The sequence below is a fragment of the Pelagibacterium halotolerans B2 genome (assembly GCF_000230555.1).
GTDB lineage: Bacteria > Pseudomonadota > Alphaproteobacteria > Rhizobiales > Devosiaceae > Pelagibacterium > Pelagibacterium halotolerans.
In genome coordinates this window covers 2,268,599-2,281,641 of the sequence record NC_016078.1, presented here as the reverse complement: position 1 = coordinate 2,281,641, position 13,043 = coordinate 2,268,599, and the positions used below count along the sequence as shown (strand labels likewise).

Genomic DNA, 13,043 nt, shown 5'->3' with positions numbered 1-13,043 from the left:
CAGGGGCGTTTGAACCATCGGCCGTCCCGGCGCATTGGGTTGGCATGAATGGTCTGGCTGCCCTGAGCGCGATGGGATTTGCGCTGATCTGCATTTTTGCGGGACGGCTGGGTATCGGTTCGCGGTTGCGCCAGCCTGCCGGGCTCAGTTTTGCCGGCGGGGCGGCCACCGCCTATGTGTTCGTCCACCTGCTGCCCGAAATCGGCTACCACCGGCTGCGGATCGAGGACAGCACGCAGGCGGCCCATGAGGCTTTTCTCTATCCGGTGCTGCTGGCCGGGACCTGCATCTATTATGGGCTCGAATCCTATCTCAGCCACTCCAGGCGCATGCGGGGCCGGGCCGGGTTCGCCGTGCACATGGCGGGCTTCTCGCTCTATTTTGCGCTGATTGGCTATTTCCTCCAGCACCGCGGGGACAAGGACCCGATACAGGAGGTGTTCTATTTCCTGGTGCTCGGCCTGCACATTCTCGTCCTCGATACCGAATTCCGGCGCCGGCACGAGGCGCTTTACGACAGGATCGGGCGCTGGGTCATGGCGGGGTCGGTACTTGCCGGATGGGCGGCGGGGGAACTTTTCGAATTTCCCGCCACCGTTTCGGGCATGGCGTTCGCGCTTCTGGCCGGGGGCATGATCCTCAACATTTTAAAGCAGGAACTGCCGGCCAGCCGGGAAGGGCAGGTCATGCCCTTCCTTTTGGGCGCGGGGCTGTGCGCCGGCCTTTTGGCCCTAGCCTAGATTGGCCTTGGGCATCAGCGTCTGGATGGCCATGAAACGCGCGAAATCCTTGGCTTCTCGCGGGCTCCATGCGGTTTCGGCGATGGCCGACAGGCGTGGATAGGTCAGGTGATCGAAGAGAGCCCGATTGGCGAGGTTTTCGCTCCACAGGCATGATTGGACGCCGACCAGTTTGTCCTGCACCTCGGCCGGCCAGTCGTGGGCCGGATCGAAGGCGTAGCAGGTTTCAACCGAAACCGTGCCCGCCCAGCTCGCGCCCGGCTCCCACCACTCGGTCGATTGGGCCATGTCGAAATAGGCGTGTTCGGCCGGGGCGAGCACCACGTCATAGCCGGCGATTGCCAGATCGCGCCCGCTTTCCGATTTCTTCCAGGCAACGAGATAGGAGCGGTCCTGGTCGACCCCGCCGCCCAGCGCCGCTTCTTCCCACGCGCCGGTGTCCTTGCCGTATTTTTTCAGCAGGGACTGGATCTGCTTTAAAAAATGGCTCTGCAGCTCGAACGTGCCCTGCCAGCCATTCGGTCCCTGCAGGGATTTGGCCTGGGGCGATCCGGCCCAGGCTTCGTCGGCAACCTCGTCACCCCCGATATGGATCCATTTGGCTGGAAACAGATCGACCAGCGTCTTTATGACCGCTTCGAGGAACTTATAGGTTTCATCCAAAGCGGGATTGAGCGCGTTGTTGGGGAAATACTGCACCGAGCGGTAGATGCCGGTCTCGTCGGGATCGGCAAGCTGGGGCAGGGCCTTGAGCACGCAATAGCAATGACCGGGAATATCGATTTCGGGGATGGTCTGGATGCCCAGGCTCAGCCCGTGTTCGACCATGGCTGTCACGTCAGCGGCGCGATAGACCAGCCCGTGTTTTTCGAAGGGCGAACCGAGCAGGGGCGGCAGGATTTCGCCGGGGCCGCGCCATGCGGCCTTTTCGGCAAGCTCGGGATAGCCGGGCACGTCGAGCCGCCAGCCCTCATCGTCGTTGAGGTGGATGTGGAAGCGGTTGAGCTTGTTCCAGGCCATGGTGTCGAGGAAGGCGATGATCTCGTCGGTTGTGTACACCTGACGCGCCACGTCGAGATGGCTGCCACGCCAGCCAAAGCGCGGGGCATCCGATATGGTGCCCGAGGTGGGGAAGATGAAATCCTCGGGGTGTTTCTGCGCGCCGCGCAGCATCTGGCCCAGGGTGATGAAACCGTGCTGGAAACCATCGGCATCGCCCGCTCGAAGCGTCACGGCTTCCCCGAAGACGATCTCGTAGGCGCCTTCGCCAAGCCGTGCTTCGGTCACGCATTGGACCGGCAGACCGTCCCCGAACAGGGTTTCGCCCCTAAACAGGCGGCGGGCCAGATCGGCCGTTGTTTCATAGGCGTCGTAAGCGATCTCGGGGCCTTCGCCAAAGCCGATCATGGCCGGCACAGAATTGCCGGTGACCTCCACGGCGGCGGGGAAGGGGATGACGCCGATCGTCGTTTCGCCTTCAGGCAAGGGCCGGCGGGCCGGGTGAACGATGGTGGGCGCGCCTGCCTCGCCCTTCAGGGTCATCGGGGCGATTTCCGGCAGCACCATCGTACCGTCGGCCAGCGTTACGACGGCCGACTTTGGCCCGTAGGTATAGTGGCGCAGGGTGTGGGAAATCTGTTTCGCCACGATTTCCCAGCGTCCGCCGGGTTCGAGAATGAAGCCCTCCTCGGGAGCGAGCAGGTGGTAATTGGACAATTGCTCGAGCAATCGCGCGCCCTCGATGGTGCTGTCGGGCTTGATGCGGAACAGGGAGGTGACGCCGAGGGCAAAATCCTGGACCGGATGATCCCCGGTATTGACCAGGGTTATGGTGAGCTGGCCGGGCGTTGCGATTTCAGGGTTCCAGTCCGCTTCGAGGCGGAACGAGGGCGTGGGCATGGTTGCAGCCTTTGCATGATCGGGGGGGTTGTGGGGGGCTCGATCAGGCGTCCTGGACGCCTGCGGTTTCGGTTTCTACCCGGGGCTTGGGGAGGATGTGTTCGCGCACCAGGTCGCGTAGCGTCTGGGCAAGGGTGCGCAGGTTTTCATATTGGGCGGTGAGCTCTTCGTTCTGGCCGATCTGGGTTTCGATATCGGACAGGACAAACTCGGCGGTCTGGATCACGTCGCGCCAGCGCGGATTGGCGGGAAGGGTTTCGATCAGCAGATATTTGTCGAGCGTTCTCGCCTGCAGCGAGGAGCGGTCGAGATTGACGCGCCAGACGCCGCTCTTTTCAGCGAAGTCGATCTTCGAGCCGCCCTTGGCGCGGCGCCAGAGGGCAATCGATTGGGTCATCACCGCCACTATGGTTTCGCGATAAATCTCCTTGCCCGGAAGCGGCGCGGCGTCCGGTGTTGCGGGGGTTGCGGGTGCTGCCTGCTGTTCGATCAGCACCGGCCCGACGGTATCGAGCACGCCCTGCACCGAGCGCACCAGATGGTCGGTCTGCTGGCGGGTTTCGGCCGTATCGGGGGTGATGACAAGCGCAAACCCGCCCCCCGCATCGGCGTCGATCTCGAAAGCGTTGAGCAGCACCGGATTGCCCGAGCGCCCCATGGGCACCTCGTCGAGCGCCACGCGGCCTTCATCGGCAATGGTGCGGGTCATGGCGTCGACCATTGTGGGGGTCAAAAGATCGCTCAGCAGCGTCTTGCCGGGGTCGATGACACGGCCGGCAAGCACGGCGGCGGCCTGGTTGGCATAGGTGATGCGGCCGGTTTCGCTGACCCCCAGCAGGCCCGCTTCGAGCGTATCGAGCAGCCGTGCCATGCGCTGCTGGGAGAGCCGCAGGGCGTCCTCGACCTGCACGCGGCGCTCGATTTCCGATTTCAGTTCGATGTTTTCACGCGCCGTGCCACGGGCGCGGCCCGCTTCGAGCAGCGTTGCGATGCGGGCCAGCAACTCGTCCTTGACGAAAGGTTTGACCACATAATCGTTGGCGCCGTGCTCGAACCCGGCGATCACGTCGCGCGTGCGCGAGCGGGCGGTGACCATGATGATGGGCAGATCGAGCAGCCCATAGCGATCGCGCAGGCGTTTGGCGACTTCGAGCCCGCCCATCTGCGGCATCATCACGTCGAGCACCACGAGGTCGGGCTTGTGGTTTTCAATCGATGCCAAGGCGTCCATGCCGTTTTCGGCGGCGCGCACGATATAGCCCTGGGGCGCCAGCACGTTGCGCAACACCTGGATGTTGATCGGTTCGTCGTCGACAACGAGGATCACCGGGGCCTCGTTTGCATTGGCGGCGTTCATTTCGGCGGTGTCGGCGAGCAGCATGCCCATGGTTTCGCGCAAGCCATCGCTGCGCTCGCCATAGGTGAGGATTTCCGCTTCTGTGGCTTCGGTTTCGGCGACCGGGACCTCAAGGACGAAGCGCGAACCTTTGCCGAGGTCCGATTGCGCGGCCAGCTTGCCGTGCATGGCGCTGGCCAGTTGGCGGGCGATGGTCAGGCCCAGTCCCGCGCCGCCGGGCTTGGCGATCATTTCGGGGCTTTCGCCGCGTTCGAGCGGCTGGAAAATGCGCTCGAGACTGTCGGGCGCAATGCCGACACCGGTATCGGTGACGGCCACGGCAACGGTGTCTCCGGCCCGCCATGCGGTGATCGAGATCGACCCCTGGTCGGTGTATTTGATGGCGTTGCCCAGCAGATTATAGAGCACCTGCTCGAAGCGCACCGGATCGGCCATCACATAGGGGATGGTCTCGGGAATATCGACCTCGAGCGTCACCGGCTCGCCCCGCAGCAGCGGTTCGGCAAGCTGCATGACGTTGCGGATCGAGGTCGCCACATGGACCGGGTGGATGTCGAGGCGCATGCGGCCCTGACGAATGCGGTAGATGTCGATGAGATCGTCGACAAGCCGAGACAGGCGGCGGGCCGAAAAGCTGATGAGGTCGAGCTGGCTGCGCTGGGGCGGGGTCAATTCGCCAACCGCGCCGGCCGAGAGCGTTTCGGAAATGCCGATGATGCCGTTCAATGGGGTGCGCAATTCGTGGCTCGTGTTGGCGACGAACGTGTCTTTCAGCCGGTCGGCCTCTTCGAGCGCAGCGTTTTTTTCCTCGATCAGTTTGACGTGACGTTCGAGTTCGACGTTCTTTTGCCCGATCAGGGATAGCTGGGCGCGGATGGCGTCGCGCATGCGCTTGAAGCTCTCGGCGAGGCGGCCCAATTCGGTTGGCCGTTCGACGCTGGGCATCGTCCGTTCCAGATCGCCCGCGGCAATCGATTCTGCCACGTCTGTCAGCTTTTGCAGCGGCGCGGTCATGGTGCGCGAGAGCATATAGGCCACCCAGAACAGGATGGGCAGGGCGATGGCGGCGATCATCAGCACAAAGCGTGTCAGCGCTTCGGAATTGGCAAAGGCCGTGCTCGTGGGCACTTCGGCGACCAGCGCCCATTGGGTGTCGCCGAAATTGACCGGCCCCCACGCCGCCAAAGCGCGTCCGCCCGAGAGGCCCTCTCCGACCAGGGCGGTGGAGATGGCGGGCTGATCGGTTTCGGGCGCCGGGACGATTTCCCCGATAGCAAGGTCATAGCCCGAGGGCGCGGAAACCAGCCGGCCATTGCCGGCGATCATGTAGAAATTGCCTGTTTCCTCTTCCTGGGACTGGACGATGGACCCGACCCCGCTTGCGGGCAGGCGGAAGATGGCGACGCCGCGCGGGCGTTGATAGAATTCCACGCGCACCGCGACATAGGCGCCGAACGTCCCGGTCTGGGGGTCGAGCGCAAAATCTGAGACCCGGATCGGATCGGTGCCGGCAAGGGTTGCGGCGGCCAGTTGTCCCAGGGTGCTGTCTGCCAGTTCGCCATCGAGGTCACCGCCGAGATAGGCGTCCTTTTCGACCGAATAGACGACGCGCCCATCGGTGTTGACCAGATAGAGATTGTCGAATTCGGCCGAGCGGATGAAGCTCGAATATTCCTCGTGGAAGCGCTGGTGGGCGTTGGCGTATTCGAGCGCGTTGGAGACCATCGCGTCGGTATCGGGCAAAAACGCTCCATTGCCCGCCGGGGCCGCACCGTTAATGCCGAAAATGGTTCGCAGAACGTCGCGGGCCTGTTCGGGATCGGGATCGATCTGGCGGAAGGCGTAGGAAAAGCCATAGAAATCGCCGATCGAATAACGGACGGCGTTCGATTTGGTCAGGGAATCGGCCTGCCGGAAGGCGAAGGTGAGATACTGGTCGAGTTCGGAGCGCTTGGCGTCGCGAACGAAGGCGAGACGGGCAAAGGTTTCCTCCTCGACATTGGCGTTGAGGATGGAAAAGAACACCGTCGCGGTCAGGACCAGCGGAATGGTGGTGATGGCGATAAGGATCGCGAACAGGCGGCCGCGAAAGCCCTTCGGTGCCAGCCCAAACGCGCCCATCCTGGTTTCTCCCTTCCCCTCCAGCCCGGAGACCCTCGCTCCAGCCTGTGACATCGTCTATTCATATGACCATGGTAGAATACATAAAGCCGGTCACACCCCTTAATTTCGATTTTGACGGTTTTGCCGGTTTTGGGTGCGCAATTGACGGAAAAGCACCCGTGACAGCCCCCTGTCTCTCCCCCTCACAATGGACCCCGCGCTTTTCGGCGTATCCCGGCGCATGTGCCGTCGGGGAGGGAACATCTGTCAGCCGCGGCGAAGGGGTCGCGGTGCAACCGGAGGGAGTTCAACCGCAATGACCACCAATTTCTTCAAAGGCGCGCTGCTCGCCAGCGTTCTGGTCCTGCCCGCAGGCATGGCCCAGGCGCAGGACGACGATCGCGCCATCCTCACCATCGTGCCTCAGCAATTGACTGCGTGGGTCGAGAACTACAACCCGTTCAACACCACCACCGTTCTGCCCACGGTCATCGATTTCATGTATGAGCCGCTGGTGATCTTCAACGCCCTGCAGGGCGGAACGCCCGAATACCGGCTGGCGGAATCGTATGAATATTCCGACGATCTTCTGACCCTCACCTTCACGCTGCGCGAAGGGCTGACCTGGTCGGACGGCATGCCGCTCACGGCAAACGATGTGGCCTTCACCTTCGATCTCATGAAGGAGTATCCCGCTCTCGACGCCCGCGCCGTGTGGCCCAAGCTCGAAAGCGTCACCGCCGTCGACGAGCGCACCGTCGAAATCAGGATGAACGAGATCGATGCGGGGCTGATCTACCAGCTCGTGCAGGTCTATCCGGTGCCCGAGCACATCTGGGCCGAAGTGGGCGATCCGGTGACCTATTCGAACAACACCACTGTGGGTTCGGGCCCGCTCACCGAAATCGAGCGCTTCACGCCGCAGGAATACATCCAGTGCGCCAACCCCAATTACTGGGACGCGGAAAGCCTGCATGTCGATTGTGTCCGCCTGCCCCAACTCGCCAACAACGATCAGGTTCTGACCGCCGCCGCCAATGGCGAGCTCGACTGGTTCGGCTCGTTCCTGCCCGATATCGAGCGCACCTATGTGGGCACCGATCCGGACAATCACGGCTACTGGTTCCCCGCCGGCTCGCCGGTCTATTTCTCGCTCAACATGGAAACCGACGAACCCGGCCTCGATGAAGCGTTCAACGACGTCGCGTTCCGCCGCGCCTTCTCGATGGCCATGGACCGCCAGGCCATGGTCGATATCGCCGGTTATGGTTATCCGACGGTGAACGATTATCCCTCGGGCCTTGGCCGGGCGTATCACTCCTGGAACAATCCTGAAGTCGAAGCCGAATACGGGGCGTACACCCAGTTCGATATCGAGGGCGCCCGCGCGCTGCTCGAAGAGGCCGGGTATGCGGACGCCGATGGCGACGGGTTCATCGACAGCCCGAGCGGCGAGCCGATCGCGTTTTCGATCATCGTTCCCAACGGGTGGACCGATTGGGTCAACACCGTTCAGCTTGCCGTCGAGGGCCTGAACGAACTTGGCATCAACGCTTCCATGCAGACGCCGGAAAGCCCGGCCTGGACCGACCAATTGATCGCCGGCGACTATCAGGCGGCCATCAACTCGGTGACCACCGGGGTGACCCCGCACTACTTCATGGACCAGTCGCTACATTCGCGGCACATCGGCCAGAGCCGCTTCCAGTCGTCGCGCTATTCCAATCCCGAACTCGACGCGGCGCTCGATGCGTTCAACGGGACGACGGATGAAGCCGAGCAGACCGAACTGATGAACGAAATCCAGATGCTGATCGCAGAGGACATGCCGCTCATCAACGTGTTCAACAATCCGCTCTGGTACGAATACAACACGGCGCGGTTCACCGGGTTCTTCAACGCCGACAACCCCGTCGCGCGGCCGGTGGTCTATTCGGGCGTGCCCGAGCGCCTGCTGCATCTTCTGGCCCTGCGGCCGGTCGAAGACTGATCCTCCCTCCGAACGGCGCGGCCCGATTGTGGGCCGCGCCGCCTTTCCTTTTCGACAGCGGAGAGAGACAATGGCCTTCATCCTGCGCCGTCTGGGCTTTTACATCGTGGCGTTCTTCGTCGCCGCCACGATCAATTTCATGCTGCCGCGACTGATGCCGGGCAATCCCATCGACATCATGTTCGCCCAGGCGCAAACGACAATTCCCCCCGAAGCGCGGGCCGCGCTGATCGAAACCTTCGGGTTCGCGACAGGCCCGCTGCATGAGCAGTATTTCGCCTATCTCAAATCGGTCTTTACCGGAGATCTGGGCTATTCGATCCGCTTTTTTCCCCAGACCGTCAACGAACGGCTTGGCTATGCGCTGCCCTGGACGCTGCTGCTGGCCGGGTGCGCGACGGTTCTCGCCTTTGCCTTTGGCACACTGATGGGCATTTTTGCCGCCTGGAAGCGCGGTGGGCCTCTCGATGCGGTCATCACCCCCGCTTCGCTGGCGCTGCAAGCCATCCCGCCCGTGGTGATCGCCATTGTCGCTCTGTTTGTCTTCGGGGTGGCTCTGCGCTGGCTGCCGACCGGATACGCCTTTAACCCCAGTCTCGATCCGGGGTTCACCTGGACCTATATCAGCTCGGTCTTTGTCCACGCGCTGATGCCGGTCATTTCGCTGATGATCGTTTTCGTGGGCGGGTATCTCGTCACCATGCGCAACAACATGATCGGGCAATTGGGCGAGGACCATGTGATCATGGGGCTCGCCAAGGGGCTGTCCGAACGCCGGGTGAAATTCAATTACGCCGCCCGCAACGCGCTTTTGCCCTCGGTCACCTCCCTGGGGCTGACGCTGGGCGCCATCCTTGGCGGGTCGCTGGTCACCGAGGTGGTGTTCAACTATCCCGGCCTGGGCCAGACGCTCTATATCGGCATCGTCACCCGCGATTATCCGCTGATCCAGGGCCAGTTGCTCATCATGACGCTGGCCATCCTCACCGCCAACCTCATCGTCGATCTGGCCTATGTGCTGCTCGACCCGCGGCTGCGGAGGGCCTGAGACGATGTTTGAAACCTTCAAAGTCTTCCTGCGCAACCGCAAGGCGGCCATCGGCCTTGTTATCGTCCTCGCCTATGTCGCCGTCGCCATTTTCGGACCGATGATCCTTAGTGCAGACCCGATGGGCCGGGTGGGACGTCCCCACACGCCGCCCGATGCCGAAACGCTGATGGGCACGACGCGCATGGGCCGCGATGTCTTTGCGCAATTGATCTATGGCACGCGCACCTCGCTGGCCGTCGGGTTCTTCGCCGGGCTGCTGGTCGTCGTCATCGGCACCGTTCTGGGGATCGCCGCGGGCTATTTCGGCGGGCTGATCGATGAGATCATCAATTTCTGCACCAATGTCGTCCTCGTCATCCCCCAGCTTCCGTTGCTGCTGGTCATCGCGGCCTTTGTGGGCCAGACCTCGCCTTTCGTCATCGCCATCATCATTGGCGTCACCTCATGGGCGTGGGGGGCACGCGTCACGCGCGCCCAGACGATGACGTTGCGGCAACGCGAATATATCCAGGCGTCCGAGTTGATCGGCGAACCGGCCCATCGGATGATCTTTGTGGAATTGCTGCCCAATCTGCTCTCGATCATCGGGTTCAATTTCATCGGCTCGGTGACCTACACGATCATCACCCAGGCAACGCTCGAATTCCTTGGCCTTGGCAATCCCATGTCGGTTTCGTGGGGCACCATGCTCTATCACGCGCAAAATTCCTCGGCGATCACCGTGGGGGCGTGGTGGGAGGTGCTGGCGCCCGCCGTCGCGGTGGCCGGTATCGGCATCGGGCTTTCGCTGCTTAATTTCGGGGTCGATGAAATCTCCAATCCACGCCTGCGCACGCTCGGCACCATTGCGGCGGCGGCAAAGGCACAGGAAAAGCTCGACCGCCAGCGCGCGGCGGGCAAGCTGGAGGCGGCACAATGAGCGCTCTGGTTTCGGTTCGCGGATTGCAGGTCGATTATCTCACCGGCAAGGGGCTGTTCACCGCCGTCAGGAACGTCGATTTCGACATCGGGCAGGGCGAGGTCATGGGGCTGGCCGGAGAGTCGGGCTGCGGGAAATCGACGATCGCGTTTTCGCTCATGCGCCTGCATCGCCCGCCCGCCATCATCTCCAAAGGCACCATCACGATCGATGGCACCGACGTTCTCGCCATGCCGGCGGCAAAGCTTGAAAAATGGCGCTGGTCGTCGGTGTCCATGGTGTTCCAGAGCGCCATGAATTCGCTCAATCCGGTGCTGACCCTGTTCGAGCAGTTCCGCGATATGCTGGCGCGGCACACTGGCCTTTCACGGCCGGAAATCCGGGCGCGGGCCGAAGAGCTGTTGGCTCTGGTCGGCATCCCTGCCGCACGGCTCGACGATTATCCGCACCAGCTTTCGGGCGGCATGCGCCAACGGGTCGTTCTGGCCATGGCGCTGGCGCTCAATCCCAAGCTGATTGTCATGGATGAGCCCACCACGGCGCTCGATGTGGTGGTGCAGCGCGAAATCCTGCAGGAAATCATGGCGCTCAAGGCCCGGTTCGGGTTCTCCATCCTGTTCATCACCCACGATCTGGCGCTCATGAGCCAGTTTGCCGACCGGATCGCGGTGATGCTGGAGGGCGAGATCGTCGAACACGCTTCGACCGCCTCCATCGTTTCCGACCCGCAGCACGACTACACGCGCAAACTCTGGGATGCGATGCCCAAAATAGCCGTGAGGGAGGCAAGCTGATGTCCGACACACCGCTTCTCGAAATCGACAATGCGTCGAAAGTCTTTCATCTCAAGCCCATGTTCGGCGCGGCCAAGGAGGTCGTTGCCATGCGCAATGTCTCGCTGTCGATCCAGAAGGGCAGGGCGCTCGCCATCGTGGGGGAGTCCGGCTCGGGCAAATCGACAATCGGGCGCGCCGTCACCCGGTTGTTTCGGCTCTCGGAAGGCGAGGTTCGCTTCAAGGGCCGCAATATCGCCGATATTCACGGCCGGTCCGAGGAACTCGCCTATTCGCAGGCGGTGCAGATGGTGTTTCAGGACCCGTTTGCCGCGCTCAATCCGGCTCACACCATCCGCCACCATCTCGAACGCCCCCTCAAACTGCACAAAAAACTCGGCGGCAGCGGGTTGGCGGATGCGGTGCGGGGGGTATTGGCCGATGTGGAACTGGACCCCGCCGTGACGCTGGAAAAATATCCCCACGAGCTTTCGGGCGGCCAGCGCCAGCGGGTCAATCTGGCACGGGCACTGGCGGTCGGGGCCGAACTGATCGTTGCGGACGAGCCGACCTCCATGCTCGACGTTTCGATCCGCAAATCGGTGCTGGGGTTGATGCAGCGCATGAAAAAAGAACGCGGCATCACCTTCCTCTATATCACCCACGATATCGCGACCGCCCATTATCTTGCCGAGGATACGGCGGTGATGTTCGGCGGGCAGGTGGTCGAATGGGGGCCGTCGGAGAGCGTGATTTCCAATCCCCAACACGCCTATACCAAGGTGCTGCTCTCGGCTGTCCCCGATCCCAATGTCCGGTTCGTCGCCGATGCGGATGGCGGCAAGGCGTTTGCTCAGAACATCGAAAAGGTGCGGGCTCTGGCACGCAGGCCCGCGGGCTTGCCGGTCGAGGTCGAGCCGGGGCATTTTGTGCGCCACAGATTCCAGGACATGGACGCCGCCTGATGGACCTTCTCGTTCGCCTCTACGATCTTCCCCCCTACGACTATTCGCGCGTATCGGGGCAAGGTGCCACCCTGCGCCGGGCGCTCCCACCCGAGCGCGGGCTGGTCGCCGATTGGGTCGAGGCCCATTTCTCCCGCCACTGGCGCAGCGAGGTCGAAGTCGGCTTCTCCCACCAGCCCATCGATGTGTGGCTGGCCACCGACGCCTCGGGCCTTCTGGGCTTTGCCTGCGGCGACGTTACGGCGCGCGGTTTCTTCGGCCCGACCGGCGTGCTCGAATCCGCGCGCGGGCGGGGGATCGGGGAGGCGCTGCTGTTCAGAACGCTCGAGGATCTGCGCGAGAAGGGCTTCGCCTACGCGGTGATCGGCGATCCGGGACCTGTCGAATTCTACAAAAAGAAACTCGACGCGCTCGAAATCCCCAATTCCAAACCGGGCATCTACAGGGACATGCTGAAATAGATGGACCTTTACGCGCTCAACCCCTTTTCGGGCGATCCCGACCGCCATGCCATCTGGGAGATGCTGGTGGCGCGCGATATCGAGGCGTTTCTGGCGTGTGACTGGTCGATGGTCGAACCCGACTTCGCCGCGGACCGCTTCATGGGGATCGACGGCAAGGCGTCAGCCAATCCCGACGACTGGCGGATCAGTTTTCCAACGCTGGAGTCCTATCGCGATTCCTGGCTGGCCGGCGCCCGCGATTTCGCACCCCGCGCCGAAATCGAAACCGCCCGGGCCGGCGTGTTCGGCGCGACAGAACTCACCGACATCGAAATCACCGCGGACCGCGCGCTGGCGCACAAGAAGTTCAACGGCAAGGTCGCCATGAAAGACGGCACCTTCGACATCCTCGACTGGCAGTCGGTCTATACGCTGGCGCGGATCGAGGGATCGTGGAAGCTCACGGGGTTTATCGGGTATCTGCCGTACAGGATGGGCGTATCGGGCACCCTGTCATAAGCGTCATAAAACGGCATCACCGGCTCTTCGGGTGCAGCAGGTCCCCGCGTCGAGCGCGAGGACGACGAGGGAGAGAGGGTGGGGGCCAATGGTCAAGCTCTGAAGAGCGCTGATGTTCAGCCGGAGCGTTCATTATAAAACGGCGTCACCGGCTCTTCGGGTGCAGCAGGTCCCCGCGTCGGGCGCGAGGACGACGAGGGAGAGAGGGTGGAGGCCAATGGTCAAGCTCTGAAGAGCGCTGATGTTCAGCCGGAGCGTTCATTACTCTTCGTCGTCCTCGCGCT

At 62.6% G+C, this 13,043-nt stretch carries 10 protein-coding genes; 8 read left to right on the top strand and 2 right to left on the bottom strand.

Translation table 11 applies throughout. The features are described from left to right. Positions 1–44: 44 nt before the first annotated feature. Positions 45–740 (top strand): hypothetical protein, encoded by a 696-nt coding sequence (locus KKY_RS11150; protein ID WP_014131451.1) that lies wholly within the window; start codon positions 45–47, stop codon positions 738–740. On the opposite strand, the gene KKY_RS11145 is transcribed toward KKY_RS11150, so the two are convergent. Beyond that, positions 732–2,639: a beta-N-acetylhexosaminidase gene (locus tag KKY_RS11145; protein WP_014131450.1), complete on the bottom strand. Its 1,908-nt coding sequence runs from the start codon at positions 2,637–2,639 to the stop codon at positions 732–734. The genes KKY_RS11150 and KKY_RS11145 overlap by 9 nt on opposite strands. A gap of 43 nt (positions 2,640–2,682) precedes the next feature. Continuing rightward, entirely contained in the window at positions 2,683–6,117 is a 3,435-nt protein-coding gene (locus KKY_RS11140; protein ID WP_014131449.1) for a hybrid sensor histidine kinase/response regulator, read from the bottom strand. A gap of 298 nt (positions 6,118–6,415) precedes the next feature. Here KKY_RS11140 and KKY_RS11135 point away from each other — a divergent pair, with 298 nt between their 5' ends. The 7 genes from KKY_RS11135 to KKY_RS11105 all read left to right on the top strand — a co-directional run bounded on the left by KKY_RS11135 (position 6,416) and on the right by KKY_RS11105 (position 12,759). Next, the gene (locus tag KKY_RS11135; protein ID WP_014131448.1) at positions 6,416–8,089 is read left to right on the top strand and encodes an ABC transporter substrate-binding protein; all 1,674 of its coding nucleotides are present in this window, start codon (positions 6,416–6,418) and stop codon (positions 8,087–8,089) included. 70 nt (positions 8,090–8,159) lie between these two features. Then, positions 8,160–9,137, top strand: a complete 978-nt coding sequence (locus tag KKY_RS11130; protein WP_014131447.1) for an ABC transporter permease — start codon at positions 8,160–8,162, stop codon at positions 9,135–9,137. Between the two features lie 4 nt (positions 9,138–9,141). Further along, the gene (locus KKY_RS11125; RefSeq protein WP_014131446.1) at positions 9,142–10,059 is read left to right on the top strand and encodes an ABC transporter permease; all 918 of its coding nucleotides are present in this window, start codon (positions 9,142–9,144) and stop codon (positions 10,057–10,059) included. Continuing rightward, the gene (locus tag KKY_RS11120) at positions 10,056–10,853 is read left to right on the top strand and encodes an ABC transporter ATP-binding protein (RefSeq protein ID WP_014131445.1); all 798 of its coding nucleotides are present in this window, start codon (positions 10,056–10,058) and stop codon (positions 10,851–10,853) included. Before KKY_RS11125 ends, KKY_RS11120 begins: the two co-directional genes overlap by 4 nt. Further along, positions 10,853–11,797: an ABC transporter ATP-binding protein gene (locus KKY_RS11115; protein ID WP_014131444.1), complete on the top strand. Its 945-nt coding sequence runs from the start codon at positions 10,853–10,855 to the stop codon at positions 11,795–11,797. The genes KKY_RS11120 and KKY_RS11115 overlap by 1 nt, the downstream gene beginning before the upstream one ends. Continuing rightward, positions 11,797–12,258: a GNAT family N-acetyltransferase gene (locus KKY_RS11110; RefSeq protein WP_014131443.1), complete on the top strand. Its 462-nt coding sequence runs from the start codon at positions 11,797–11,799 to the stop codon at positions 12,256–12,258. The genes KKY_RS11115 and KKY_RS11110 overlap by 1 nt, the downstream gene beginning before the upstream one ends. Then, positions 12,259–12,759: a hypothetical protein gene (locus tag KKY_RS11105; protein WP_014131442.1), complete on the top strand. Its 501-nt coding sequence runs from the start codon at positions 12,259–12,261 to the stop codon at positions 12,757–12,759. It begins immediately after the preceding gene. Positions 12,760–13,043 lie beyond the last annotated feature (284 nt).

Bases quoted from the DNA above. Each gene is read 5' to 3' on its own strand.
- KKY_RS11110 (WP_014131443.1), top strand. From the start codon at position 11,797: ATGGACCTTCTCGTTCGCCTCTACGATCTTCCCCCCTACGACTATTCG.
- KKY_RS11105 (WP_014131442.1), top strand. From the start codon at position 12,259: ATGGACCTTTACGCGCTCAACCCCTTTTCGGGCGATCCCGACCGCCAT.
- KKY_RS11135 (WP_014131448.1), top strand. From the start codon at position 6,416: ATGACCACCAATTTCTTCAAAGGCGCGCTGCTCGCCAGCGTTCTGGTC.
- KKY_RS11125 (WP_014131446.1), top strand. From the start codon at position 9,142: ATGTTTGAAACCTTCAAAGTCTTCCTGCGCAACCGCAAGGCGGCCATC.
- KKY_RS11145 (WP_014131450.1), bottom strand. From the start codon at position 2,639: ATGCCCACGCCCTCGTTCCGCCTCGAAGCGGACTGGAACCCTGAAATC.
- KKY_RS11140 (WP_014131449.1), bottom strand. From the start codon at position 6,117: ATGGGCGCGTTTGGGCTGGCACCGAAGGGCTTTCGCGGCCGCCTGTTC.
- KKY_RS11130 (WP_014131447.1), top strand. From the start codon at position 8,160: ATGGCCTTCATCCTGCGCCGTCTGGGCTTTTACATCGTGGCGTTCTTC.
- KKY_RS11120 (WP_014131445.1), top strand. From the start codon at position 10,056: ATGAGCGCTCTGGTTTCGGTTCGCGGATTGCAGGTCGATTATCTCACC.
- KKY_RS11115 (WP_014131444.1), top strand. From the start codon at position 10,853: ATGTCCGACACACCGCTTCTCGAAATCGACAATGCGTCGAAAGTCTTT.
- KKY_RS11150 (WP_014131451.1), top strand. From the start codon at position 45: ATGAATGGTCTGGCTGCCCTGAGCGCGATGGGATTTGCGCTGATCTGC.